Origin of the sequence: Streptomyces sp. LaPpAH-108 (assembly GCF_000373625.1) — a bacterium.
GTDB lineage: Bacteria > Actinomycetota > Actinomycetes > Streptomycetales > Streptomycetaceae > Streptomyces.
This window is the reverse complement of record NZ_KB891988.1, coordinates 958,863-984,163: the sequence shown is the minus strand read 5'-3', so window position 1 is coordinate 984,163 and position 25,301 is coordinate 958,863. Positions and strand designations below refer to the sequence as shown.

Sequence of the window (25,301 nt, the reverse complement as noted above, 5' to 3'; positions counted from 1 at the left end):
CGACAAGCCACAACGCACCCGCACCCTGCAACGCACAGGAACCCCCCGAGCTGGACTCAGACCTGAATACCAGCCATCCGCTTCCACTCATACGCACTCGTACGAATCTTCGCCGCGAACTCCCCGTCGAACTCCTCGTGCACGGTGACCCCCGCCCTCTCCAGCGCCCGCAGCCCGGCCTCCACGCTGGGAGCGACCAGGTTCCCCCACTCCCCGTCCTCGCCGACGAGGGCGATCCGCGCCCCCCGCTCACCGAGGTACGCCACGTTGCCCCCGGCCCCGCCGTGCGCCTTGGCGAAGGCGCCGATCTCGTGGGCGAGGCGCTTCACCTTGCGCTCGGTCTTCGCGTCAACCTGCTCCGTGTCTGCCATGGTCAGGATGCTACCGACGGGTAGACGCAACGGCGAAGGGAGGGGCGCGTGGCCTTGACCACGCGCCCCTCCCTTACGGAAGCAAGAAGCGGACTACCTCAGGAACGGGTCCACCGCGACCGCCACGAAGAGGATCGACACGTAGGTGATCGACCAGTGGAACAGCCGCATCTCCTTGAGCTTGACGCCCGTCACCTCGGCCTTCGCCCGGTTCTGCAGCCCGTGCGCCTCCCACAGCCAGAAGCCGCCCGAGGCCAGCGCGACCACCGTGTAGAACCAGCCGGTGTAGCCGAGCGGCTGGAGCAGCAGGGAGACGGCGACCATCACCCAGCTGTAGATCACGATCTGCCGGGCGACCACCTTGTTGGAGGCGATGACCGGGAGCATGGGCACGCCCACGCGCGCGTAGTCGTCCTTGACCTTCATGGAGAGCGGCCAGTAGTGCGGCGGCGTCCAGAAGAACATGACGAGGAAGAGGATGACCGGCGCCCACGACATGGAGTTGGTGACCGAGGACCAGCCGATCAGCACCGGGAGACAGCCCGCGATGCCGCCCCACACGATGTTCTGCGACGTACGCCGTTTGAGGATCATCGTGTAGACGACGACGTAGAAGAGGAGCGCTCCGAGCGACAGCCAGGCGGACAGCCAGTTGACGGTGAATCCGAAGAGCAGGGTGGAGACGACCGCCAGGCCGATGCCGAAGGCGAGGCACTCGCGCGGGCTGACCATGCCGGTCACCAGGGGCCGCTGCGAGGTGCGGTCCATCAGGGCGTCGATGTCCCGGTCGATGTACATGTTCAGCGCGTTGGCGCCGCCCGCGGACAGGTAGCCGCCCACGCAGGTGAGCAGCACCAGCTTGAGGTCGGGCACGCCCTGCTGGGCGAGGAACATGACCGGCACCGTGGTGATGAGCAGCAGCTCGATGATCCGCGGCTTGGTCAGCGCAACGAAGCCCTTGACCCGGGCGCCGAACGGCCGGTGGACCGGGCTGCGGCTCACACCGAGCGCACCAGCAGGACGGGATTCGACGGCCGTCACGCACACCCCTGACAGAGACATCCCAGCGGGCCACCCGTGTGAAACCGGTGTAAAGGCCCGCGCGTACCACGCCACTTTAGACGTTGCCCATATCTGGTTTTTCGCCGGGGTCGGCTCGTGTTGGCGCGGTGCCCGCCGGGCCCCCTTTGAGCAGGACGGCGGACCGCTCCGTATTCATGTGCCAGGCCGCCTCCGGGCCGGTCGGGAGGCGGATCGCAGCGAGTCCCGGCAGTCTGGAATGACTCGAAAAAACGCACGTCCCCTCGGGGGTAGGCTCGACAACGGCCGGTGGACGCGCTGTCCTCCGGCGGCCGGACGGGCCCTGTCCCGACGACCGGCGAACACCATGTGGAGAGGAGCCCTGACCCAGGGTGAGCACCAAGCCGACCACCACAGACCTTGAGTGGACCGAGCTGGACCAGCGGGCCGTGGACACCGCCCGTGTCCTGGCCGCCGACGCCGTACAGAAGGTCGGCAACGGCCATCCCGGCACGGCGATGAGCCTGGCCCCCGCCGCCTACACCCTCTTCCAGAAGGTGATGCGGCACGACCCGGCCGACCCGGAGTGGGTGGGGCGCGACCGCTTCGTGCTGTCCGCCGGCCACTCGTCCCTGACCCTCTACACGCAGCTCTACCTGGCCGGCTTCGGCCTGGAGCTGGACGACCTGAAGTCCTTCCGCACCTGGGGCTCGAAGACCCCGGGCCACCCGGAGTACGGACACACCAAGGGCGTCGAGACCACCACCGGGCCGCTGGGCCAGGGTGTGGCCAACGCGGTGGGCATGGCCATGGCCTCCCGCTTCGAGCGCGGCCTGTTCGACCCGGACGCGCCGGAGGGCACCTCCCCCTTCGACCACTACATCTACTGCATCGCCGGTGACGGCTGCCTCCAGGAGGGCATCTCCGCCGAGGCGTCCTCGCTCGCGGGCCACCAGAAGCTCGGCAACCTGATCCTGCTGTGGGACGACAACCACATCTCGATCGAGGGCGACACCGAGACCGCCGTGTCCGAGGACACGATGAAGCGGTACGAGGCGTACGGCTGGCACGTCCAGCGCGTGGAGCCCAAGGCCGACGGCGACCTGGACCCCGAGGCGATCTACGCGGCGATCGAGGCGGCCAAGGCCGTCACCGACCGCCCGTCCTTCATCGCGATGCGTTCGATCATCGCCTGGCCCGCGCCGAACGCCCAGGACACCGAGGCCGCGCACGGCTCGGCCCTCGGTGACGACGAGGTCGCGGCCACCAAGCGCGTCCTCGGCTTCGACGACACCCAGACCTTCGCCGTCGCCGACGAGGTGCTGACCCACACGCGCGGCGCCCTGGAGCGCGGTCGCGAGGCCAAGGCCGAGTGGGAGAAGTCCTTCCAGGAGTGGCGGGACAACAACGCCGAGCGCGCGGCCGAGTTCGACCGCATCGCCGCGGGCGAGCTGCCGGCCGGCTGGGCGGAGAAGATCCCGGTCTTCGAGACCGGCAAGAGCATCGCCACCCGCGCCGCCTCCGGCAAGGTCCTCCAGGACCTCGGCGCGGTCCTGCCCGAGCTGTGGGGCGGCTCCGCCGACCTCGCCGGGTCGAACAACACGACCATCGACAAGGACAGCTCCTTCCTCCCGAAGGGCAACCCGCTGCCCGAGGCGGACCCGTACGGCCGGACGATCCACTTCGGCATCCGTGAGTTCGCGATGGCCGCCGAGATGAACGGCATCACCCTGGCCGGGAACACCCGTGTCTACGGCGGTACGTTCCTCGTCTTCTCCGACTACATGCGCAACGCCGTGCGGCTGTCGGCCCTGATGCACCTGCCGGTGACGTACGTGTGGACGCACGACTCCATCGGTCTGGGCGAGGACGGCCCGACCCACCAGCCGGTCGAGCACCTGGCCGCGCTGCGTGCGATCCCCGGTCTGAACGTGGTCCGCCCGGCGGACGCCAACGAGACGGCCATCGCCTGGCGCGAGATCCAGAAGCGCTGGACGAAGGAGTTCGGCAAGGGGGCCCCGCACGGTCTGGTCCTCACCCGCCAGGGTGTGCCGGTCTACGAGCCCAATGACGACGCCGCCCGGGGCGGTTACGTCCTGTTCGAGGCCGAGGGCGGCGAGCCGCAGGTGATCCTGATCGCCACCGGTTCCGAGGTGCACGTGGCCGTCGAGGCGCGTGAGCAGCTGCAGGCCGAGGGCGTGCCGACCCGCGTGGTCTCGATGCCGTCGGTGGAGTGGTTCGAGGAGCAGGACCGGGGGTACCGGGAGTCCGTGCTGCCGCCGTCGGTCAGGGCCCGGGTCGCCGTGGAGGCCGGTATCGGTCTGACCTGGCACAAGTACGTGGGCGACGCCGGTCGCATCGTTTCCCTGGAGCACTTCGGCGCGTCCGCGGACGGCAAGGTCCTGTTCCGCGAGTACGGCTTCACTCCGGAGAACGTGGCCGCGAAGGCGCGGGAATCCCTCGCCGACGCCCAGCGCTGACGCCCGTAAACGACACGTAGGAGATGCAATTTCCATGACAGACGCACTCAAGCGCCTCTCCGAGGAAGGCGTCGCGATCTGGCTGGACGACCTGTCGCGCCAGCGGATCACGTCCGGCAACCTGGCCGAGCTGATCGACCAGCAGCACGTCGTGGGCGTCACCACCAACCCGACGATCTTCCAGAAGGCGATCTCGCAGGGTCACGGTTACGACCAGCAGCTGGCCGACCTGGCCGCCCGCGAGGTCACCGTCGAAGAGGCCATCCGCATGATCACGACGGCGGACGTCCGTGACGCCGCCGACATCCTGCGCCCGGTCTTCGACGCGACCGACGGCCAGGACGGCCGGGTCTCCATCGAGGTCGACCCGCGCCTGGCGCACAACACCCGGGCGACCGTGGCCGAGGCCAAGCAGCTGGCCTGGCTGGTGGACCGGCCCAACGCGCTGATCAAGATCCCGGCGACCGAGGCGGGGCTGCCCGCGATCGCGGAGACGATCGGCAACGGCATCAGCGTCAACGTCACGCTGATCTTCTCGCTCGACCGGTACCGCAAGGTCATGGACGCGTACCTGACCGGCCTGGAGAAGGCCAAGGAGCGCGGCCTGGACCTGTCGCAGATCTACTCCGTGGCGTCCTTCTTCGTGTCCCGCGTGGACTCCGAGATCGACAAGCGGCTGGCGGCGCTCGGCACCGACGAGGCCAAGGCGCTGCGCGGCAAGGCCGCCATCGCCAACGCCCGGCTCGCCTACCAGGCGTACGAGGAGGTGTTCGGCTCCGCCGACCATTCGACGCCGCCCTCCGACCGCTGGAAGGCGCTGGAGAAGGCGGGCGCCAACAAGCAGCGTCCGCTGTGGGCGTCGACCGGTGTGAAGGACCCGGCGTACTCGGACACGATGTACGTCACCGAGCTGGTCGCGCCGAACACGGTCAACACCATGCCGGAGGCCACGCTCGAGGCCACCGAGGACCACGGGCAGATCACCGGGGACACGGTGTCCGGCACCTATGAGCAGGCCCGCGCCGATCTCGACGCGCTGGAGGCCCTGGGCATCTCGTACGACGACGTCGTCAAGGTCCTGGAGGACGAGGGCGTCGACAAGTTCGAGGCGTCCTGGAACGACCTGCTGAAGTCGACCGAGGCGGAGCTGAAGAAGCTCGCCCCTTCGGAGGGCTGATTTGTCACCCCTCAACGGTTCCGGAGCCAACCCGCTTCGTGATCCCGCAGACCGGCGGCTCCCGCGCATCGCGGGGCCGTCGGGCCTGGTGATCTTCGGTGTCACCGGCGACCTGTCCCGCAAGAAGCTGATGCCCGCGGTCTACGACCTGGCCAACCGCGGTCTGCTGCCGCCGGGCTTCTCCCTGGTGGGCTTCGCCCGCCGCGACTGGGAGCACGAGGACTTCGCGCAGGTCGTGCACGACGCCGTGAAGGAACACGCCCGTACGCCGTTCCGCGAGGAGGTCTGGCAGCAGCTCCTCCAGGGGATGCGCTTCGTCCAGGGCACCTTCGACGACGACGAGGCGTTCGAGCGGCTGCGCGCGACCATCGACGAGCTGGACAAGGCGCAGGGCACCAGCGGCAACTTCGCCTTCTATCTGTCGGTGCCGCCGCGCGCCTTCCCCGTGGTCATCCAGCAGCTGAAGAAGCACGGCCTGGCCGACCAGACCGGGGGCTCCTGGCGGCGCGCGGTCATCGAGAAGCCCTTCGGCCACGACCTGAAGTCGGCCGAGGAGCTGAACAAGGTCGTGCACGAGGTGTTCGAGCCGGACCAGGTGTTCCGGATCGACCACTACCTCGGCAAGGAGACCGTCCAGAACCTGCTGGCGCTGCGCTTCGCCAACACCATGTTCGAGCCGATCTGGAACCGGTCCTACGTGGACCATGTGCAGATCACCATGGCGGAGGACATCGGCATCGGCGGCCGTGCCGGGTACTACGACGGCATCGGCGCCGCCCGCGACGTCATCCAGAACCATCTGCTCCAGCTGCTCGCGCTGACCGCGATGGAGGAGCCGTCCTCCTTCGACGCGGACGCGCTGGCGGCGGAGAAGACCAAGGTGCTGGGCGCCGTCCGGCTGCCGGACGAGCTGGGTCTGCACACGGTGCGCGGTCAGTACGCGGCCGGGTGGCAGGGCGGCCAGAAGGTCATCGGCTACCTCGAAGAGGACGGGATCGACCCCGAGTCGAAGACCGACACGTACGCGGCCGTGAAGCTGGAGATCGACAACCGCCGCTGGGCGGGTGTCCCCTTCTATCTGCGTACCGGCAAGCGTCTTGGCCGCCGGGTGACCGAGATCGCGGTGGTCTTCCAGCGCGCCCCGCACTCCCCGTTCGACCACACGGCGACCGAGGAGCTGGGCGAGAACGCGATCGTCATCCGCGTCCAGCCCGACGAGGGCATCACGGTCCGCTTCGGCTCCAAGGTGCCGGGCACCTCCATGGAGATCCGGGACGTGTCGATGGACTTCGCGTACGGCGAGTCCTTCACGGAGTCCAGCCCGGAGGCGTACGAGCGGCTGATCCTGGACGTGCTGCTCGGTGACGCCAACCTCTTCCCGCGCACGGAGGAGGTCGAGCTGTCCTGGGAGATCCTCGACCCGGTCGAGGAGTACTGGGACACCCACGGCAGGCCCGCGCAGTACAAGTCGGGTACGTGGGGTCCGGCCGAGGCGGACGAGATGCTCGCACGAGACGGACGGAGCTGGCGCCGGCCATGAAGATAGACCTGACCGGAACCACCGCCGGAGAGATCAACAAGGCGCTGGTGGAGGGCCGCCGGGCGATCGGCACCCCCGCCGTCGGCATGGTGCTCACCCTCGTCATCGTCACCGACGAGGAGAACGCCTACGACGCGCTGCGCGCCGCCAACGACGCCTCGCGCGAGCACCCCTCGCGCACCCTGGTCGTCATCAAGCGGCACGCCCGCACCCTCCGTGACCGCACCTCCTCCCGGCTGGATGCCGAGGTGCGGGTGGGCGCGGACGCGGGCACCGGGGAGACCGTGGTGGTGCGGCTGCACGGCGAGGTCTCCGACCACGCCGACTCGGTCGTGCTGCCGCTGCTGCTGCCCGACGCCCCCGTGGTCGTCTGGTGGCCGGTGGCCGCGCCGCTGGACCCGGCCAAGGACCCGCTGGGCGCGCTCGCGCAGCGCCGGGTCACCGACACCTACGCCGCCGAGCAGCCGGTGCGGGAACTGGCCGCGCGGGCGGAGACGTACACCCCCGGCGACACGGACCTGTCCTGGACCCGGATCACGCCCTGGCGCTCGATGCTGGCGGCGGCCCTGGACCAGGTGGTCTGCGAGGTCACCGGTGTCGAGGTGGAGGGCGAGGAGTTCAACCCGAGCTGCGAACTCCTCGCGATGTGGCTGGCGGACCGGCTCGCGGTGCCCGTGAAGCGGACGCTGTCGGCGGGCCCGGGGCTCACCGCCGTCCGCATGGACACCACGTGCGGGCCGATCGTGCTCGACCGGGCGGACGGTTCGCTGGCCACCCTGTCCATCTCGGGCCAGCCGGCCCGCGCGGTCGCGCTCAAGCGGCGGGACACCGCCGAGCTGATCGCGGAGGAACTGCGCAGGCTCGACCCGGACGACACCTACGCGGCGGCACTGCGCTACGGCGTGGAGCGGCTGGCGAAGGCGGAGGACGCGGTGGCGGGCCTGGCCGAGGTGGTGGCCGAGGACGTCGCGGCGGAGGAGGCGGCGGTCGAACAGGCCGCAGCCGAGAACGCGGTGACGGAGGTCGTGGCCGAGGAGGCGGCGGCCGGGGAAGCGGCGGTCGAGAAGCCGACTCCCAACTCCCTCGCGAGGAAGGCGGCGTCGAAGTGAGTACTCCGCAACTGGTCGTGCACCGCGACAAGGAGCTGATGGCCGAGGCCGCCGCGGCCCGTCTGATCACGAAGATCGTGGACGCGCAGGCTTCGCGCGGGCACGCCTCCGTGGTCCTCACGGGTGGTCGCAACGGCAACGGTCTGCTGGCCGCGCTGGCTTCCGCGCCCGCGCGGGACGCCGTCGACTGGAGCCGTCTGGACCTGTGGTGGGGCGACGAGCGCTACCTCCCCGAGGGCGATCCGGACCGCAACTACACGCAGGCCCGCGAGGCCCTGCTCGACGCCGTACCGCTGGACCCGGCGCGGGTGCACCCGATGCCCGCCTCGGACGGTCCGTACGGCGCGGACGTGGACGCGGCGGCCGAGGCGTACGCGGCGGAGCTGGCCAAGGCGGCAGGTCCCGAGGACCACGCCGAGGTGCCGGAGTTCGACGTGCTGCTGCTCGGCGTCGGCCCGGACACCCATGTGGCGTCCCTGTTCCCGGAGTTGCCCGCCGTCCGGGAGACCGAGCGCACGGTGGTGGGGGTGCACGGCGCGCCCAAGCCGCCGCCGACCCGCGTCTCGCTGACGCTGCCCGCGATCCGCGCGGCGCGCGAGGTGTGGCTGCTCGCGGCGGGCGAGGACAAGGCCGAGGCGGTGGCCATCGCGCTGTCCGGCGCGGGCGAGGTACAGGCCCCGGCGGCCGGTGCCCAGGGCCGGGCCCGGACGCTGTGGCTGCTGGACGCGGCGGCGGCGAAGGATCTGCCGCGTTCGCTGTATCCCCCGGCTTCGCCGTGAGAACGGCGGGCTGAGAACGCGGAAGGGCGGCGCGAGTTTCGACTCGCGCCGCCCTTCCGCATGTTGACGAGCCGTCACTTGACCGACCCGGCCATCACTCCCTGTACGAAATGCCGTTGGAAGGCGAAGAAGACGACCACCGGGACGATCAGCGAGAGGAAGGCGCCCGGTGCCAGCACGTCGATGTTGCTGCCGAACTGGCGGATCTGTGACTGGAGTTGGACGGTGAGCGGCTGGGCGGAGCTGTCCGCGAAGAGCAGGGCGACCAGCATGTCGTTCCACACCCACAGGAACTGGAAGATGGCGAGGCTCGCGAGCGCGGGACGCCCCACGGGCAGCACCAGTTGGGTGAAGATCCGCCACTCGCCCCCGCCGTCCATGCGGGCCGCCTCCAGCATCTCCTTCGGGATCTCCGCGAAGTAGTTGCGCAGCAGGAACACCGCGAACGGCAGCCCGTAGGCCACATGGAAGAGGATCACGCCCGGGATCGTGCCGAACAGGCCCAGCTGACCGAAGAGTTTGGCGACGGGCAGCAGTCCGATCTGCACGGGCACCACCAACAGGGCGACCACCAGCAGGAAAAGGGGCTCCCTGAGGGGGAACTCCAGCCAGGCGAAGGCGTATCCGGCGAGCGCCGCGAGGACGACGACCAGTGCGGTGGTCGGCACCGAGATCAGCACGGTGTTCCAGAACGCCTGCGTCATCCCGGAGTTCTTCAGCAGGGCCGTGTAGTTGTCGAAGGACAGCTGGCCCGGGCTGGTGAGCGCCGTCCACCAGCCGCCCTTGGCGGTGTCCTCGGGGGTGCGCATCGAGGAGACGAACAGCCCCGCGAGCGGGGTCAGCCAGACCAGGGCGATCACCGCCAGGAACGCCTGGACCAGACCGTTGCCGAGGCCGCGCCGGACCGCGTTCATCGCTGACTCCTTCGGAAACGCCGGACGTTGAAGACCATCGCGGGGATCACCAGGAGCAGCAGGAGCACGCCCAGGGCGCTGCCGAGGCCCTGGTTGTTGCCGCCGCCGAAGGAGACCAGCCACATCTGGGTGGCCAGGACGGTGGCGTCCTCCTGCACCGGGCCCGGGGCGATGATGTAGACGAGGTCGAAGACCTTCATCACGTTGATCACAAGGGTCACGAAGACGACCGTGAGCACGGGCGCGAGCAGCGGGACGGTGATGCGGCGGAAGATCTGCCACTCGTTCGCGCCGTCCACCCGGGCCGCCTCCAGGGTCTCCCGGGGCAGCGTGGACAGGCCCGCGCCGATGAGCACCATGGCGAACCCGGTCCAGATCCACAGGTACGCGCCGATGATCGCGGGCGTGACCAGCGCCGGGCCGAGCCAGGAGACGCCCTGGTAGGGCGGGGCGAAGTTGGCGCCGGGCAGCCGCAGCGCGTACGAACCGGCGGCGAGGTGGGTGAAGCGGAAGGAGCCGTCGGCGGCGGTGGTCGCGGTGGCGGCGGTGTGCCCGTCGCGCACGGCCTCGACCTTCATGCCGGGCAGCCCGCTCTCCTTGGCGTCGACTCGGCCCTGCTCGCCTCCCCCGCCGGGAGTGAAGTCGAGGTAGACGACACCGCGCACCTCGCCGGAGGGGGCGTCGCCCGAGGGCTGCCGTGCGGGTGCGGCGCCCTTCGGGAGGTCCTTGGGCAGCACGCCGACCATCGGCAGGACCGCGGGCGCGCCGCCCGGCGAGATCCCGGCGGCCGTGGTGTACGCGCCACCGGATACCGGGGTGAGCCCGTGGCCGTCGCGGGCGCGGGCGGTCGGGTAGGTGGAGGTCCCGGCGAAGGCGTCGTGGACGGAGACGACGGCCGCGTTGAGGACGCCCTTGTCGGGGTCCTCGTCGTAGGCGAGCCGGAAGATGATCCCGGCGGCGAGGAAGGAGACCGCCATCGGCATGAACAGCAGCAGCTTGAAGGCGGTGGCCCAGCGGACCTTCTCCACCAGGACGGCGAGGATCAGGCCGAGCCCGGTGAGCAGGGCGGGGGCGACGACGACCCAGATGGCGGTGTTCCGGATGGCCTTCACGGTGGCCGGGTCCTGGAACATCTCGGCGTAGTTGCCGCCGCCGACGAACCGGGTGCCGGAGGCGTCGAAGAAGCTGCGGCCGACGGAGAACAGCACCGGGTAGACGACGAGCGCGCCGAGCAGGAGCAGCGCGGGGAAGACGAAGAGGAGGGCGACCGCCCGGCCGCGCCGCCGGGTACGGCGCGAGCGCGCGTACCCGGCGGTGGACGGGGCCGCCTGTTCCTTGACGGGGACGGTGGCGGTCATCGGGTCACTCAGTCCTGGTAGGCCTTGGCCGCCGCGGACTCCAGCTTGGCCGCGGTGCCCTTGGGGTCGGACGGGTCGCGCAGGAAGTCCTGGAGGAGCTTCCACTCACCGGCGCCCTTGGTGCCGCCGAACGCGGCCGGGGCCTGGTCGGACATGTCGAAGCGGACCGAATCCCCGGCGCCCACAAGGGACTTGGCGGTGGCACGGGTGACGTCGTCACCGTAGGCGGCGAGGTCGAGGTTCTTGTTCGGGGAGAGGAAGCCGCCCGCCTTGGCCCAGACGGCGGCGGCCTCGGGCGTGGCCAGGTACTCCAGGAGCTTCATGCCGGCCTTGGCGTTCTTGCCGTCCTTGAGGACGACCGCCGCGTCACCGCCGCTGACCACCGGCGCGGTGCCGCCGTCGACCGCCGGGAAGGGGAAGAAGTCGGCGTCCTTGCCGATGGTGCGGTGGAACTGGTCGTGGGCGACCCCGGCCACGAAGTCGCCCTCGTAGACCATGCCCGCCTGCGGCTTGGGGCCGAAGACCTTCTCGACCGAGCCGGGGAAGTCGGTGTTCAGCGCCTCCTTGCTGCCGCCCGCGATCAGCTGCTTGTCCTTGAACAGCGTGCCGAGGGTGGTGAGCGCCTTGACCACGCTGGCGTCGGTCCACTTGAGCTGGTGGGCGGCGAGGGCGTCGTACTTCTCGGGGCCCGCCTGGGAGAGGTAGATGTTCTCGAACCAGTCGGTGAGGGTCCAGCCGTCCTGTCCGGCGACGGCGAAGGCGGCGAGCCCGGAGTCGGAGACGGTGTGCCCGGCCTTCAGCATGTCGGCGTACGTCTTCGGGGGCTTGACCCCGGCCTGACCGAGGGCGTCGGGGCTGTACCAGACGGTGGACTTGTGGGCGGCCTTGAAGTAGAGGCCGTAGAGGGTGCCGTCGACGCTGCCGTAGTTCTTCCAGACCGGGGCGAAGCCCGCGTCGACCGACTTCTCGGTGGTGGCGGACAGCGGCTTGAGCCAGCCCTTCTTGGCGAACTGCTGGAGCACGCCGACCTGCGGGACCATCACCACGTCGGGGGCGTTGCCGCCCTCGATCTTGCTGCCGACGACGGTGGAGACGTTGTCGCCGGTGGAGGTGAACTGGGTCTTGGCGCCGGTCTTGGCGGTGAAGGCGTCGAGCACCTTCTGGAAGTTCTTCTGCTCGCTGCCGGACCACACCCCGGCGACGGTGACGGTCTGGCCGGTGAGCGCCTTGTCGCCGCCCCCGGCGGAGACGGGCTCGTCGCCGCCGCACGCGGTCGCGCCGAGCGCGAGGACGAGGGCGGTGCAGCCGGTGAGCAGGGTGGTACGTCGTCGCATCATCGTTGATGCCCCTTCGAGGAGGTGGGAGTTGACGGCGGATCAGAGGGCGGCGAGCCACCAGGCGGCGGTGGAGCCGGGGAGTTCCCCGGCCGGGCAGGGGCCGCTGGCGAGCAGCGGGGTGCCCGGGACGGGCGCGGTCGTGGGCGCGGTGGAGAAGTTGACGGCGCAGACCAGGCCGTCGCCGCGCGTGAAGGCGAGGACGCCGGGCTCGGTGTCGAGCCAGCGCAGCGTGCCGTCGCCGTCGCCCAACTGGGGCAGCGAGGCGCGCAGTTGGAGCCCGTCGCGGTAGAGGTGCCAGAAGGAGCGGGTGTCGGCGAGGGCGCGCTCGGTGGCGTACTCGGCGAAGTAGTCGGGCTGGGGCAGCCAGGTCTTGACGCCCTCGACGCCGGTGGTGAAGCCGAACGGGGATGCCTGTCCGGACCAGGGCAGCGGCACCCGGCAGCCGTCGCGGACCCGGGCGCGGCTGCCGGTGCGGTGGAAGACGGGGTCGGTGAGCACGTCGTCGGGCAGGTCGACGACCTCGGGCAGGCCCAGTTCCTCGCCCTGGTAGATGTACGCGGCGCCGGGCAGCGCGAGCATCAGCAGGGCGGCGGCGCGGGCGCGGGCGGCGCCGAGGCCGCTGCCGCCGGGGGCGGCTTCGCCGTAGCGGGTGACGGTGCGGACCTGGTCGTGGTTGTTGAGGACCCAGGTGAGCGTGGAGCCGGTGCCCGCGATGTCCCGCATGGCCTCGGAGATGACCTTGCGGAAGGCGTCGGCGTCCCAGGGGGCGCCGAGCAGGTCGAAGAAGAATGCCTGGTGGAGTTCGTCGGGGCGGACGTAGGCGGCGTGCTCGCGGGCGGTGGGGACGGAGACCTCGCCGACCAGGAGGCGTTCGCGGCCGTCGCGGGCGGTGTACTCCTCGCAGACCGCGCGCCAGCGGCGCCACACGTCGTGCACCTCGGGCTGGTTCCAGGCGAGCGGGTTGACCGAGTCGCGGGTGCGGGCGTCGGCCTCCGGGTCGTCGGAGTCGGGCAGCTCGGGGTGCTTGAAGAGTCCGGCGGCCACGTCGATGCGGAAGCCGTCCACGCCCCGGTCGAGCCAGAAGCGCAGGACGTCCTCGAACTCCGCGGGGATCTCGGGGTGGCGCCAGTTCCAGTCGGGCTGTTCGGGCGTGAACATGTGCAGATACCACTGGCCGTCGGCGGCCCGGGTCCAGGCGGGGCCGCCGAACATGGCGTGCCAGTTGTTGGGCGGCTCGGCGCCGTCCGGACCGCGCCCGTCGGCGAAGTGGAAGCGGGCGCGCTCCTCGCTGCCCGCTCCGGCGGCCAGGGCGGCGCGGAACCAGGGGTGCTCGCTGGAGCAGTGGTTGGGGACGATGTCGAGCAGGATGCGCAGGCCGAGCCGCCGGGCGTCGGCCATCAGCAGGTCGAACTCGGCGAGGTCGCCGAAGAGCGGGTCGACGTCACGGTAGTTCGCCACGTCGTAGCCGTGGTCGTGCTGGGGCGACGGGTAGAACGGGCTCAGCCAGACGCCGTCCACACCGAGCTTCTTCAGGTACGGCAGTCCCGCGCGGACTCCGGCGAGGTCGCCGACGCCGTCACCGGTGCTGTCCAGGAAGCTGCGGACGTACACCTGGTAGATCACCGCGTCGCGCCACCAGTGGTGCCTTTTCATGCATGCATGTTAGGTAGCTGTTTCTCAGGGGTGTCAATGAGAAGAACGCACGGCGTCGCCAAGTAGAGCACACAAAAAGGGACTTACCCGGGCAGGGCGAAGCGCTTCGATATGAGCGTGTTACTTAACAAGTAACTAGCCGAGAGCTAGCGGCTGGCGACGGCGTCGAGTTCCCGGGCCAGCCTGCGCACGGCGGCGGCCGGGGTCTGGCGGCCGGTCAGCGCGTCGTGCACGACCGCCTGGACGACCAGGCTGACCTGGTCGTAGCGCGGGCTCTTGGGGCGCGGGGCGGCCGTGAGCACGGCGGTGCGCAGGGTCGGCAGATAGGGGAAGCGCCGGATCAGGTCCGGGTCCTGGTAGAGCGCGGCGCGCACGGGTGGCAGTGCGCCCCGGGTGAGGACCTGGCGCTGGACGGCCTCGCTGGTGAGGTAGGCGATCAGCCGGGCCGCCGAATCGGGGTGCCGGGCATGGCTGTTGACGGCCAGGTTGGAGCCGCCGAGCACGCTGGTGCCGGGGCCGTGCGGTCCGGGCAGCGTCACGGCGCCGATCTTCCCGGCCACCTTGGAGCCCTTGGCGGAGGCGACGGCGTAGGGCCAGTTGCGCAGGAAGAGCACATGGCCGTCCTGGAACGCCTGCTTGGACTCCTCCTCCTTGTAGGTGAGGGCCGCCCTCGGTATCCAGCCCTCGCGCACGCCCCGGGCCAGGAAGCCGATGCCCTCGCGGGCGGCGTCGGAGTTCACGGTGACCCGGGTGCCCTCGCCGCCGAGGATGGAGCCCCCGGCCGAGTACACCGCCTCGGCCGCGTTGACGGTCAGCCCCTCGTAGGGCAGGAACTGGCCCGCGTAGCCGTCGAGTCCGTACTTCGGGGCGATGGTCCGGGCATCGTGTTCCAGTTCGGCCCAGGTGCGCGGGGGCGGTACGCCCTCCTTGTCGAGCACGTCCTTGCGGTAGAGCAGCAGCCCGGCGTTGGTGACGTACGGGACCGCGTACAGCCGTCCCTCGTAGGTGGCCGTGTCGACGACCGGGGGCAGGAAGGTCTTCAGCGGGAAGCGGCTCGGGGGCAGCGGGCGGATCCAGCCCGCCGCGGCGAACTCGGAAGTCCAGTTGACGTCGATGTTGAGGACGTCGAAGCGGCCCCGGTCGCCGCCGCGCAGGTCGGTGGTCATCTGCGCGTGGGTCTCGTCGGCGGAGTCGGGGAGTTCGACCAGGGTGACGCGCTCGGCGGGATGGGCGCGGTTCCAGCCCGCGAGCAGCGGGCCGAGATAGCCGGTGAGGTCGCCCGCGGTGGCCAGGGTGAGCGGTCCACGCCCGCCCCCGCCGTCGGCCCGGGCCCCGGAGGAGACACATCCGGCCAGCACCACGGCGAGAACGAGAAGCCCCCTACCGGCGGCATGCGTCCACCGCATAGGTTCCTCCCCGTGCACCCCACGCGCCCCGGGCCTCATCGCCCGGGACCGAGCCATGTATACCTGTTAGGTATGCGCGATACTAGGGGGTGGAGCACATTCGGCGGACAGGAGGACAGCACGAGTGCGCCTGCCCCTCCTGGCACTCCTCGCGCGCGGCCCCGCCCACGGCTACGAGCTGAAACAGGACCTTGAGCAACTGCTGGGCTCCGCGTACCCTCAGCCGAACGTCGGGCAGATCTATGTGACCCTCGGGCGCCTGGAGAAGTCGGGGCTGATCGCGGGCGAGGACGTCGAGCAGTCCGGCCGTCCCAACAAGAAGGTCTACCACCTCACCGACGCCGGGCGGGAGGCGCTGCACGTCTGGTTCGAGGAGACCGAGGGCGAACCCCGGGTGCGGGACGAGTTCTTCATGAAGCTCGCGCTGGCCCCGAGGACCGGTCTCGCCGACCAGATCGACCTCATCAACAAGCAGCGGCGCCGCTATCTGAACACCATGCGGGACCTGTCGCGCCTCGCGGCGGCCGAGGACCGGGACAACCGTGTCGCCCAGCTGCTCATCGAGGGCGCGATGCTGCATCTGCAGGCGGACCTCGACTGGCTGGAGCGCTGCCAGGAGGAACTGGAGGGGCCGAGGTGAGCGAGAAGCCGCCGCCCGTGCTGCGGGCCGAGGGCCTGGAGAAGACCCACCACGGCGAGGGCGCCCCGGTGCGGGCCGTGCGCGGGGTCGATCTGACCGTGGCGCGCGGCGAGTTCGTGGCCGTCACCGGACCCTCCGGCGCGGGCAAGTCCACGCTGCTGCATCTGCTCGGCGGCCTCCAGCGCCCCGACGCGGGCAGCATCTGGCTCGACGGCCGCCCCACCGACGCCTTCACCGAGGCGCGCTGGGCGGTGGAGCGCCGCAAATCCATCGGCATCGTCTTCCAGTTCTTCAACCTGGTCTCCAACCTGTCCGTCGCGGACAACGTGGAGCTGCCCGCCCTGCTCGCGGGCGTCCCCCCGAAGCGCGCCCGCGCCGAACGCGAGGCGCTGCTCGCCGAGCTGGGTCTCACCGGCAAGGAGCGCGCGATGCCCCGCGAGCTGTCCGGCGGCGAGCAGCAGCGGGTCGCGCTGGCCCGCGCGCTGGTCAACCACCCCCCGCTGCTGCTCGCCGACGAGCCCGCGGGCAGCCTCGACAGCAAGGGCACCCGTGAGGTGATGCGGCTGCTGACCCGCTTCCACGCGCGCGGCCAGAGCATCGTCCTGGTCACGCACGACGCCCGCCTCGCGAGCGCGGCGGACCGCGTGATCAGCTTCTTCGACGGCCGCATCGCCGACGACGCGACGCTCGACGGCACCCCCTCCCCGAGGCCCGGCACCTCGGGCGTCCTTGAGCTGAGGGACTGACGGCCGTGCGCGACCACGCCATTGATACGAGGAGCTGAGCCCGTGCGTGCCACCCTGCGCTGGGCCCACTCCGATCTGCGCGCGCACCGCGGCGAGGCGCTGTTCCTGAGCCTGGCCACCGCCGGGATCGTCGCCTCCCTGCTCCTTGCCGCCGCCCTGTTCGGCTACGCCACCAACCCCTGGCAGCGCGTCTTCACCCAGGCCCACGGCGCACATGTCTGGCTGCACACCGCGCCCTCCGCCGACGCCGCCCGGCTGGCCGCTCTGGACGGGGTGCGCGCGGTCGCCGGGCCGTACGACACCGAGGCCGCCACCGTCTCCTGCCGGGGCACCCGGGCTTCCGTGGAACTCCGGGCCACCGCCCATCTGCCCTCCGTGGGGCGGCCGTTGCTCACCGCCGGGCACTGGCTCGATCCCGCCCGGCCGGACGGCGTGGTCCTGGAGAGCGGCCTGGCCCGCGCCTTGCTGGCGGAGCCCGGCGACACCCTCACCCTGCCCGGCACCGCCCGCACCCTGACCGTGGAGGGCATCGCCGACAGCGCCGAGCCCCGCTACAGCGCGGGCGAACAGCCGGGCCTGGTCTGGGCGCTGCCCTCCGCCGTGCGCGCACCCGGCTACCAGGTCACCGGGCTGCGCCTGGCCGACCCGGCCGACACCGACTACGCCGTCCAGCGCGCGGTGACCCGGCTGGGCGCGGGCGCGGTCGGGGAGGTCTCCACCTGGCAGCAGGCCCGGGCGCAGGCACAGGGCGACAACCGGCTGCTCGGCCAGGTGCTCGGGGCGTTCGGGCTCGGCGCGCTGGCCGCCGCCGGGTTCGCGGTGCACGGGGCGATCGGCACCCGCATCCGGGGGCATCTGCGGGACATCTCGGTGCTCAAGGCCATCGGGTTCACCCCCGCCCAGGTGGTCCGGGTCTTCCTGCTCCAGCATCTGGCGTACGCCGTGCTCGGCGCGGTGGCCTCGGCCGCGCTGATCGAGGGGCTGGGCGCCCGGGTGCCGGGGCGGCTCGGTGACGCGGTGGGCGTGTGGCAGGGGCTGCCGGGGCACACCCTGGCGCTGTCCGCCGTCCCCGTCGGCACGGTGCTGCTCATCGGCCTGACCACCGGACTCGCCGCCTGGCGCGCGGGGCGGGTGCCGCCGGTGCCGGTGCCGCGTCCGGCGGGGCCCTCCGGCGCCGGGCTGACCGAGGTGGCCCGGCGGGCGCTCGGGCTGCGGCTGCCCGCCGCGCTGGTCCTCGGCTGCCACCGGGCGTTCGCCGGGCGCGGGCGCTCGTCCGCCGCGCTGGCCCGGCTGACGCTTCCGCTGCTGCTCATGGTGGTCGCGCTGAGCGCCTGGACCACCATCGACCGCTTCCACACCGAACCGTCCCGCGTGGGCCTGCCCGCCGCGCTCACCGTCCGCGCCGACGACGGCCTGAGCGATGAGCGGGTACGACAGCTGCTGGCCGCCGACCCCCAGGTCGCCGAGGCGTACCCGGGCGTGGAACTGGCCGCGCTGGTTCCCGGGCAGACCGGCACCATCGCCCTGCGCGGCCTCGGCACCCGCGAACGGCCCTACCCCTACGCCCTCGTGGAGGGACGGCGCGCGCACGGACCCGACGAGGCGGTGGCGGGCCAGGGCCTTCTCGACCTGCTGCACGTCCGGGTGGGCGACTGGGTGCGCATGACGGTCGGCGACCAGCCGCAGATCCTGCACATCGTGGGCCGCGCCCTCGAACCGCAGAACGGCGGCCGGACCGTGACCACCTCCCTGGACACCCTCCGCGAGAACGACCCCACCCTCTCCCCCGCCTTCTACCAGCTCCGGCTGCGCCCCGGCGCCGACCCCGCGAAGGTCGCCGCCGCGCTGACCTCTTCGGGCGGCGGCCATCTCGACGTACACGCCGTCACCAACCCGGCCGACGGCCTCTCCCCGCTGCGCGCGGTGGTCGCGGGCCTGATCGCCGTGCTCGCCCTGGTCGGCCTGGTCGAACTCCTCACCGCCATCGGCGGCACCGTCCGCGAGGGCGAACGGGACGTGCTCGCCCTGCGCGCCATCGGCATGTCCCCCCGCCAGATCACCGCGATCACCGTCACCTCGATCAGCTGCACGGCCCTGGCAGCGGCCCTCATCGCCACCGCCCTCGGCCTCCCCCTGGCCCACCACCTGATCGACGCCCAGGCCGCCTCCACCGGCACCGGCACCGGCCTCGCCCACTCCCCCTCCCCCACCCTCCTCTTCTCGATCGGCGCGGGCACCGTACTGGGCGCGGCGGCGTTGGCGACCTTCCCCGCCGCCCGCTCGGCACGGGGCCGGCCGGCGGAGACGATGAGCGCGGTGGGGTGACTTCTTGGCGGGGGGCGGACCCGGCGGTCAGGCTCCGGGGCAGACCCGGGGTCAGGCTTCGCGACAGCCCCGGTCGGAAGATCTGGGAACCCTGGAGGCCCGTACCCGGAAGCCCCGTGGGGACGGGCCAGGGTAGGACAGACCCAGGCACGGACCGGTGCCCGGGCAGAGGCGGGGCAAAGGCCCGAGCAGCAGGCCCCGAGGACCCCGAGGGACAAAACCCGGCGGGCCCAGGCAGCCCCCTGGCGGCAAATCCGGAAGCCCCATGGAGAAGGCCCCTGGCACGAGCCGGGGCCCGGGCAGACCGGGCAGCAGACCCGAGGCCCCCGGGGGAAACCCTGCGAACTGAGGGGCAGCCACTGGCGCAGCCCCGGGAGCCCCATAGGGACGGCCCGGCACGAGCCGGAGGCCCGGGCAAGACCCAGGGCCACAGGCTCGGGCGGCATCCCCGAGCGCCCGGGGGGGGGCGAACCCGGCAAGCCCAGGAGGCAGACCCTGACGCCAGGCTCGGAGGCCCGGGGCAGACCCAGGGTACGGACCGGGGGCACAGACCCGCGCGGCAGTCCAAAGCCCCGGGGGCAGACCCGCGTGCCTGGGGCACGGACCGAGGGCCCGGGGGAAAGACCCGGGACACAGCCCCAGGCAGCAGCCCCGAGGGACGAGGGGAGGGAGACCCGGCGGCCTCAGAGGGCCAGGCCCGGGCGGAGGCAGACCTCGAGGACCGGAGAGAGCGGGCCTTGAGGCCCGGGGCAGAACCAGGGCGCAGGGGCCCGGAGCCCGAGGGGAGAGACGCGGAGGCAGCCCCGGGGAGGCGCGGGAAGGAAAACCCGGCCCGGAGGAGTGAGCCCTGGTCCATGCCCGGGTGGCAGACCCGGAGGGCCCGTAGGGGTGAACCCGGCGAGCCAGGGAGCCGGGGAGGGCTGGCTCGGGGGCACGGACCGGGGGGAAGACTCGAGGCCCGGAGGGGTGAGCCCCGGCCCGTACCCGGGTGGCAGACGCTGGCGGCAGACTCGGGGGCCGTAGGGGAAAACCCGGCGAGCCGAGGGGAGGCGGGGAGGGCGGACCCGGGGCACGGGCCCGGGCGGCAGCCCCCGAGTGCCCCGGCAGGTAGACCCGGCGGGGCACCGGGGGGCGGCCCGGGGAGCCGACCCCCGAGGTCGGGGCAGGCCCTAGGGCTCCCCCTGCGTCAGCTTCGGTTGCGTAGTTCGCGGTATTCGGTCACCAGTGCCTTGGTCGACGGGTCGAGCCCCGGTACCTCGGCGCTCTCGGTGAGGGCGGGCTCGATTCGCTTGGCCAGGACCTTGCCCAGCTCCACGCCCCACTGGTCGAAGGAGTCGATGTTCCAGACGGCGCCCTGGACGAAGACTTTCTGTTCGTAGAGGGCGATGAGCTGGCCGAGGACCGAGGGGGTCAGTTCGGGGGCCAGGATGGTGGTCGTCGGGCGGTCACCCTGGAAGGTCTTGGCCGCGACCAGTTCCTCCGGCACCCCTTCCGCCCGCACTTCCTCCGCCGTCTTGCCGAAGGCGAGGGCCTGGGTCTGGGCGAAGAAGTTGGCCATCAGCAGATCGTGCTGGCCCTTGAGCGCGTCGCTCAACTCCTCGGCCGGACGCGCGAATCCGATGAAGTCCGCCGGGATCAGCTTCGTACCCTGATGGATCAACTGGTAGTACGCGTGCTGCCCGTTCGTCCCCGGAGTGCCCCAGACGACCGGACCGGTCTGCCACTCCACCGGAGCACCATCACGCTGCACCGACTTGCCATTGGACTCCATGTCCAACTGCTGCAAGTACGCGGTGAACTTGGACAGATAGTGGCTGTACGGCAGCACCGCCAGCGACTGCGCGTCGAAGAAGTTGTTGTACCAGATCCCCAACAACCCCATCAGCAAAGGCGCGTTCGCCTCCGCCGGAGCGGTGCGGAAGTGCTCGTCCACGATCCGGAAACCGTCCAGCAGCTCCCGGAACCGGTCCGGACCGATCGCGATCATCAGCGACAGACCGATCGCCGAGTCGAACGAATACCGGCCGCCGACCCAGTCCCAGAACTCGAACATGTTGTCCACGTCGATCCCGAAACCGGACACCTTCTCGGCGTTCGTGGACAACGCCACGAAGTGCCGCGCGACCGCCTTCTCATCACCCAGCGACTCCAGGAGCCACTGCCGCGCCGAGGTCGCGTTCGTGATCGTCTCGATCGTCGTGAACGTCTTCGACGCCACGATGAACAACGTCTCCGCCGGATCCAGGTCCCGGATCGCCTCGTGCAGGTCCGCGCCGTCCACGTTGGACACGAACCGCACCGTCAGATCACGGTCCGTGAACGCCCGCAGCGCCTCGTACGCCATCGCCGGACCGAGGTCCGAGCCGCCGATACCGATGTTCACGACATTCTTGATCCGCTTGCCCGTGTGACCCGTCCACTCACCGGAACGCACGCGGTCGGCGAAGGCGGCCATCTTGTCGAGCACGGCATGCACGCCCAGGACGACGTTCTCGCCGTCCACCTCGATCACGGCCTCACGCGGAGCCCGCAACGCGGTGTGCAGGACCGCACGGTCCTCGGTCACGTTGATGCGGTCACCACGGAACATCGCGTCCCGCAGCCCGAACACGTCCGTGGCCGTGGCGAGTTCCTGGAGCAACGCCAGCGTCTCGTCCGTCACCAGGTTCTTGCTGTAGTCGATGTAGAGGTCACCGACCTGGACGGTGTATCCGGTGCCGCGCCCGGGATCGGCGGCGAACAGCTCCCGCAGGGTGGTGCCGGCGATGTCCTCGCGATGCCGGGCGAGGGCGTTCCACTCGGGCAACTGGTTGAGCCTGGTACGGCCGTCTGCGTTCATCTCCGACTTCAGCCTTCCTTCCGGGGCCTGTCCTGCCGCGTGCCATGCCCGGCGGCGGAACCAACCTAGTTGATCAGCGGGCGGGAGGGACGGTGGCGGTGTCCCCCCGCGTCGTGACCACTGGTACGTCCGCGCGCCGCGCCGGTATCAGCGAGCGGAGACCCATCCGGTCATGCGTACCGAGCCCGCGCAGCAGGACCGCGCACAGGACCGCGATCTGCTGACCAGTCATCAGCCGGGCGTTGAAAGAGCCGAGGTCGCCCGTCCGGAGCAGGGCGGGAAGCAGGACCGGGGCGGCGCTGCCGTCCGTCAGCCGCACCGCGAGCAGCGGGAGGCACCACTGACAACGGGTCCTGACCGCCGGGTGGTACGGCTCCGGCCGGGCGCCCCAGGGCTCCCGGCCGGTGTGAACTGCTAGGGCCTGTCGTCAAACTCCCGTCTGCGGGGCGACGCCATGCACGCTCCCCCAGGCTCTGCGAGCAGGGGGTGCCCCCACTCGCCGCACCGGGCGCAGACCCACGTACATCCAGTACGAGGGCCCACGCCCGGCACACCGAGAGCACGCACCTGACGCCGCCTCACCCGCCCTCCGGGCTGACGACGGGAGTTTGACGACAGGCCCTAGATCTCGCCCCGCAGTTTGGCGAGCGCCTCGGCGAGGATCGCCTCGCCGTCCGCGTCGCTGCGCCGCTCCCGGACATAGGCCAGGTGCGTCTTGTAGGGCTCGGTACGCGGCGGGTCCGGCGGGTTGTCCCGGTCCTGACCGGCCGGGAAGCCGCAGCGCGGGCAGTCCCAGGTGTCGGGGACCTGCGCGTCGCTGGCGAAGCTCGGCTGGGTCTCGTGCCCGTTGGAGCACCAGAAGGAGATGCGCAGTCGCGGGGCGGACTCCCCGCGCTCTGCCTCGCCCATCGGCCCCGCCCCGACCCGGCTTCCTCGGATCGCGTTGCCACTTGCCACGGTCGTAACTCCCTGCGTGATGGTGCCGCGAAGCAGGTCGGCCTTTCGCTTCGCCGCGAGCGCCTTAGTCTACGTAAGGCCCAACGCGCGTCCAGTGATGGGAGGTACGGTCCCCGCCCAGACGCAAGCCCCATGATAGGCCGCGCCGTGGAGCGCGTACCGAACATGGGGCTTTACGTACGGGATGTATGCAGTTGTGCGGCGCGGACGTGCGCGTCAGGCGTTCGACTTCATCATGATGCCGAGGACGATGATGCACGCGAACCACAGCAGACCGATCACGATGGTGATGCGGTCGAGGTTGCGCTCGGCGACCGAGGAGCCGCCGACGGAGGACTGCATGCCGCCACCGAACATGTCGGAGAGGCCGCCGCCCTTCCCCTTGTGCATCAGCACCAGCAGCATCAGCAGCAGGCTGAAGACGATCAGGGCGATCGAGAACCCCAAAACCACGGCTGGACCAACTTCCTCGGATTCGGATGGACGACGGGGCACGGCACCCTGGCCATGCCCCTCGCAAGGGTACGACGTATCGCCGCTACCGCCTACTCACGGCCATGATCACAGCTGATGATCACGGCCGGTCACTGGTCGCGGAAGCGCACGATCCTGACGAACTCGTCCGTGTCGAGCGAGGCACCGCCGACCAGGGCGCCGTCGATGTCCGGCTTCGCCATGATCTCGGCCACGTTGGCCGCCTTCACGGAGCCGCCGTACTGGATGCGGATCTTGTCGGCCACGTCCTGGGAGTACAGCTCGGCCAGCTTGCCGCGGATCGCGCCGCAGACCTCCTGGGCGTCGTCGGAGCCGCACACCTTGCCGGTGCCGATGGCCCACACGGGCTCGTAGGCGATCACGACGGTCTCGGCCTGGTCGGCCGGGACGTCCTTGAGACCGCCCTCGACCTGGGCGAGGGTGTGGTCGACGTGGTTCCCGGCCTCGCGGACGTCCAGCTCCTCGCCGACGCACAGGATCGGGGTGAGGCCGTTCTTGAAGGCGGCCTTGACCTTGGCGTTGACCACGTCGTCGGTCTCGTGGTGGTACTGGCGGCGCTCGGAGTGGCCGGCGAGCACGTAGGAGCACTTGAGCTTGGCCAGCATCGGGCCGGAGATCTCGCCGGTGTAGGCACCGGAGTCGTGCTCGGAGATGTCCTGGGCACCGTACTTGATCTTGAGCTTGTCCCCGTCGACCAGGGTCTGCACCGAGCGCAGGTCGGTGAAGGGCGGCAGGACGGCCACCTCGACCGCGTCGTAGTCCTTGTCGGCGAGGGCGAAGGCGAGCTTCTGGACGTGGGCGATGGCCTCCAGGTGGTTGAGGTTCATCTTCCAGTTGCCCGCCATGATCGGCGTGCGGCCGGCGGAAGTGGATACAGCCATCGAGGTCAGTCCTCCAGTGCGGCGAGACCGGGGAGCGTCTTGCCCTCGAGGTATTCGAGGGAGGCGCCGCCACCGGTCGAGATGTGGCCGAATGCGTTCTCGTCGAAACCGAGGGTACGCACCGCGGCGGCGGAGTCGCCGCCGCCGACGACGGTGAAGCCGTCGGAGTCGACGAGGGCCTGGGCGACCGCCTTGGTGCCCTCGGCGTAGTCGGGGTGCTCGAAGACGCCCATGGGACCGTTCCAGAAGACGGTCTCGGCGTCGGCGAGCTTCGAGGCGTACAGCTCCCGGGTCTTCGGGCCGATGTCCAGGCCCTCCTGGTCGGCGGGGATCTTGTCCGCGTCGACCACGGTGTACTGCGAGGGCGCCTTGGTCTTCAGGTCCGGGAAGTCCGGGGAGACCAGGACGTCGACGGGGAGCACCAGCTCCACGCCGTTCTTCTCGGCGCGCTCCATGTACTCCTTGACGACCGGGATCTGGTCCTCCTGGAGGAGGGAGATGCCGACCTCGTGGCCCTGGGCCTTGAGGAAGGTGTAGGCCATGCCGCCGCCGATGAGCAGCCGGTCGGCCTTGCCGAGGAGCTGGTCGATGACGGCGAGCTTGTCGGAGACCTTGGCGCCGCCGAGGACGACGACGTAGGGGCGCTTGACGTCGTCGGTGAGCTTCTTCAGGACGCCGACCTCGCGGGCGATCAGGTAACCGGCGTAGTGCGGCAGCCGGGCCGGGAGGTCGTAGACGGAGGCGTGCTTGCGGTGCACGGCGCCGAAGCCGTCGCCCACGTACACGTCCGCGAGGGCGGCGAGCTGGTCGGCGAACTCGGCGCGCTCGGCGTCGTCCTTGGAGGTCTCGCCGGGGTTGAAGCGCAGGTTCTCGATGACCGCGACCTGGCCGGGCTCCAGGCCGTCGACGGCGGCGTGGGCGGCGGGGCCGACGGTGTCCTGGGCGAAGGCGACCGGGGCGCCGAGCAGTTCACCGAGGCGCTCGGCGGCGGGCAGCAGCGAGAAGGCCGGGTCCGGGGCGCCCTTGGGGCGGCCCAGGTGGGAGGCGACGACCACCTTGGCGCCCGCGTCCGCGAGGGCCTTGACGGTGGGCAGTACGGCGCGGATGCGGCCGTCGTCGGTGATGGTCCCGTCGGCCAGCGGCACGTTGAGGTCGGCGCGGACGAAGACCCGCTTGCCGCTCACGCCGTCGGCGAGAAGTTCGTCGATCGTCTTCATTGAGTGGACTCCTGAGGAGGGCTCGTGATGCCCCCGATCGTAAGAGGGCGTGGTCCG

21 protein-coding genes are annotated in these 25,301 nt (G+C 71.1%); 8 read left to right on the top strand and 13 right to left on the bottom strand.

Annotated elements, in window-relative coordinates; genetic code table 11:
* Positions 1-56 precede the first annotated feature (56 nt).
* Positions 57-371 carry a hypothetical protein gene (locus B079_RS0110550; protein WP_018545766.1) on the bottom strand — a complete coding sequence of 105 codons (315 nt, stop codon included), beginning with the start codon at positions 369-371 and terminating at the stop codon, positions 57-59.
* A gap of 93 nt (positions 372-464) precedes the next feature.
* The gene (locus B079_RS0110545; protein WP_026248556.1) at positions 465-1,418 is read right to left on the bottom strand and encodes a heme o synthase; all 954 of its coding nucleotides are present in this window, start codon (positions 1,416-1,418) and stop codon (positions 465-467) included.
* 365 nt (positions 1,419-1,783) lie between these two features.
* Here B079_RS0110545 and tkt point away from each other — a divergent pair, with 365 nt between their 5' ends.
* The 5 genes from tkt to pgl are packed head-to-tail and all read left to right on the top strand — an operon-like array spanning position 1,784 to position 8,476.
* Entirely contained in the window at positions 1,784-3,871 is a 2,088-nt protein-coding gene (gene tkt / locus B079_RS0110540) for a transketolase (RefSeq protein ID WP_018545764.1), read from the top strand.
* A gap of 34 nt (positions 3,872-3,905) precedes the next feature.
* On the top strand, positions 3,906-5,048 hold the full coding sequence (gene tal, locus B079_RS0110535) for a transaldolase (protein ID WP_018545763.1): 1,143 nt from the start codon (positions 3,906-3,908) through the stop codon (positions 5,046-5,048).
* A 1-nt stretch (position 5,049) separates the two neighbouring features.
* Complete coding sequence (gene zwf / locus B079_RS0110530) at positions 5,050-6,588, top strand: glucose-6-phosphate dehydrogenase (protein WP_026248555.1); 1,539 nt, start codon at positions 5,050-5,052, stop codon at positions 6,586-6,588.
* On the top strand, positions 6,585-7,697 hold the full coding sequence (gene opcA, locus B079_RS0110525; RefSeq protein WP_018545761.1) for a glucose-6-phosphate dehydrogenase assembly protein OpcA: 1,113 nt from the start codon (positions 6,585-6,587) through the stop codon (positions 7,695-7,697). The genes zwf and opcA overlap by 4 nt, the downstream gene beginning before the upstream one ends.
* Entirely contained in the window at positions 7,694-8,476 is a 783-nt protein-coding gene (gene pgl / locus B079_RS0110520; RefSeq protein ID WP_018545760.1) for a 6-phosphogluconolactonase, read from the top strand. The genes opcA and pgl overlap by 4 nt, the downstream gene beginning before the upstream one ends.
* A 74-nt stretch (positions 8,477-8,550) precedes the next feature.
* Here pgl and B079_RS0110515 read toward each other — a convergent pair whose 3' ends face one another.
* From B079_RS0110515 to B079_RS0110495, 5 genes are all read right to left on the bottom strand, one after another.
* Positions 8,551-9,390, bottom strand: a complete 840-nt coding sequence (locus B079_RS0110515; protein ID WP_018545759.1) for a carbohydrate ABC transporter permease — start codon at positions 9,388-9,390, stop codon at positions 8,551-8,553.
* Positions 9,387-10,748: a carbohydrate ABC transporter permease gene (locus B079_RS0110510; protein WP_018545758.1), complete on the bottom strand. Its 1,362-nt coding sequence runs from the start codon at positions 10,746-10,748 to the stop codon at positions 9,387-9,389. The genes B079_RS0110515 and B079_RS0110510 overlap by 4 nt, the downstream gene beginning before the upstream one ends.
* 8 nt (positions 10,749-10,756) lie before the next feature.
* Positions 10,757-12,085, bottom strand: coding sequence for an ABC transporter substrate-binding protein (locus B079_RS0110505; RefSeq protein WP_018545757.1), 1,329 nt, complete (start codon positions 12,083-12,085; stop codon positions 10,757-10,759).
* Between the two features lie 39 nt (positions 12,086-12,124).
* Positions 12,125-13,738 (bottom strand): glycoside hydrolase family 13 protein, encoded by a 1,614-nt coding sequence (locus B079_RS0110500; RefSeq protein ID WP_078495897.1) that lies wholly within the window; start codon positions 13,736-13,738, stop codon positions 12,125-12,127.
* Between the two features lie 146 nt (positions 13,739-13,884).
* The gene (locus tag B079_RS0110495) at positions 13,885-15,144 is read right to left on the bottom strand and encodes an ABC transporter substrate-binding protein (protein WP_026248554.1); all 1,260 of its coding nucleotides are present in this window, start codon (positions 15,142-15,144) and stop codon (positions 13,885-13,887) included.
* A 124-nt stretch (positions 15,145-15,268) separates the two neighbouring features.
* Between B079_RS0110495 and B079_RS0110490 the strand changes: the two genes are divergently transcribed.
* The 3 genes from B079_RS0110490 to B079_RS0110480 are packed head-to-tail and all read left to right on the top strand — an operon-like array spanning position 15,269 to position 18,855.
* Positions 15,269-15,784 carry a PadR family transcriptional regulator gene (locus tag B079_RS0110490; RefSeq protein ID WP_018545754.1) on the top strand — a complete coding sequence of 172 codons (516 nt, stop codon included), beginning with the start codon at positions 15,269-15,271 and terminating at the stop codon, positions 15,782-15,784.
* Positions 15,781-16,530 carry an ABC transporter ATP-binding protein gene (locus B079_RS0110485; protein ID WP_018545753.1) on the top strand — a complete coding sequence of 250 codons (750 nt, stop codon included), beginning with the start codon at positions 15,781-15,783 and terminating at the stop codon, positions 16,528-16,530. The genes B079_RS0110490 and B079_RS0110485 overlap by 4 nt, the downstream gene beginning before the upstream one ends.
* A 42-nt stretch (positions 16,531-16,572) precedes the next feature.
* Entirely contained in the window at positions 16,573-18,855 is a 2,283-nt protein-coding gene (locus B079_RS0110480; RefSeq protein ID WP_018545752.1) for an ABC transporter permease, read from the top strand.
* Between the two features lie 1,186 nt (positions 18,856-20,041).
* Here B079_RS0110480 and pgi read toward each other — a convergent pair.
* From pgi to B079_RS0110450, 6 genes are all read right to left on the bottom strand, one after another.
* Positions 20,042-21,694 (bottom strand): glucose-6-phosphate isomerase, encoded by a 1,653-nt coding sequence (gene pgi / locus B079_RS0110475; protein ID WP_018545751.1) that lies wholly within the window; start codon positions 21,692-21,694, stop codon positions 20,042-20,044.
* Positions 21,695-21,767: 73 nt separating this feature from the next.
* A complete protein-coding gene (locus tag B079_RS0110470) occupies positions 21,768-22,013 on the bottom strand; it encodes a hypothetical protein (protein WP_018545750.1) in 246 nt (81 codons plus the stop codon).
* Positions 22,014-22,315: 302 nt separating this feature from the next.
* A complete protein-coding gene (locus B079_RS0110465) occupies positions 22,316-22,651 on the bottom strand; it encodes an RNA polymerase-binding protein RbpA (RefSeq protein ID WP_003957010.1) in 336 nt (111 codons plus the stop codon).
* Positions 22,652-22,867: 216 nt separating this feature from the next.
* Positions 22,868-23,104 (bottom strand): preprotein translocase subunit SecG, encoded by a 237-nt coding sequence (gene secG / locus B079_RS0110460; RefSeq protein WP_078495896.1) that lies wholly within the window; start codon positions 23,102-23,104, stop codon positions 22,868-22,870.
* A 131-nt stretch (positions 23,105-23,235) separates the two neighbouring features.
* Positions 23,236-23,991: a triose-phosphate isomerase gene (tpiA, locus tag B079_RS0110455; RefSeq protein WP_026248553.1), complete on the bottom strand. Its 756-nt coding sequence runs from the start codon at positions 23,989-23,991 to the stop codon at positions 23,236-23,238.
* Between the two features lie 41 nt (positions 23,992-24,032).
* Positions 24,033-25,244, bottom strand: a complete 1,212-nt coding sequence (locus tag B079_RS0110450; RefSeq protein ID WP_018545747.1) for a phosphoglycerate kinase — start codon at positions 25,242-25,244, stop codon at positions 24,033-24,035.
* Between the last annotated feature and the right edge of the window lie 57 nt (positions 25,245-25,301).

Bases quoted from the DNA above. Each gene is read 5' to 3' on its own strand.
- B079_RS0110550 (WP_018545766.1), bottom strand. From the start codon at position 371: ATGGCAGACACGGAGCAGGTTGACGCGAAGACCGAGCGCAAGGTGAAG.
- B079_RS0110515 (WP_018545759.1), bottom strand. From the start codon at position 9,390: ATGAACGCGGTCCGGCGCGGCCTCGGCAACGGTCTGGTCCAGGCGTTC.
- B079_RS0110510 (WP_018545758.1), bottom strand. From the start codon at position 10,748: ATGACCGCCACCGTCCCCGTCAAGGAACAGGCGGCCCCGTCCACCGCC.
- B079_RS0110450 (WP_018545747.1), bottom strand. From the start codon at position 25,244: ATGAAGACGATCGACGAACTTCTCGCCGACGGCGTGAGCGGCAAGCGG.
- B079_RS0110505 (WP_018545757.1), bottom strand. From the start codon at position 12,085: ATGATGCGACGACGTACCACCCTGCTCACCGGCTGCACCGCCCTCGTC.
- opcA (WP_018545761.1), top strand. From the start codon at position 6,585: ATGAAGATAGACCTGACCGGAACCACCGCCGGAGAGATCAACAAGGCG.
- tpiA (WP_026248553.1), bottom strand. From the start codon at position 23,991: ATGGCGGGCAACTGGAAGATGAACCTCAACCACCTGGAGGCCATCGCC.
- tal (WP_018545763.1), top strand. From the start codon at position 3,906: ATGACAGACGCACTCAAGCGCCTCTCCGAGGAAGGCGTCGCGATCTGG.
- B079_RS0110500 (WP_078495897.1), bottom strand. From the start codon at position 13,738: ATGAAAAGGCACCACTGGTGGCGCGACGCGGTGATCTACCAGGTGTAC.
- B079_RS0110495 (WP_026248554.1), bottom strand. From the start codon at position 15,144: ATGCGGTGGACGCATGCCGCCGGTAGGGGGCTTCTCGTTCTCGCCGTG.
- pgi (WP_018545751.1), bottom strand. From the start codon at position 21,694: ATGAACGCAGACGGCCGTACCAGGCTCAACCAGTTGCCCGAGTGGAAC.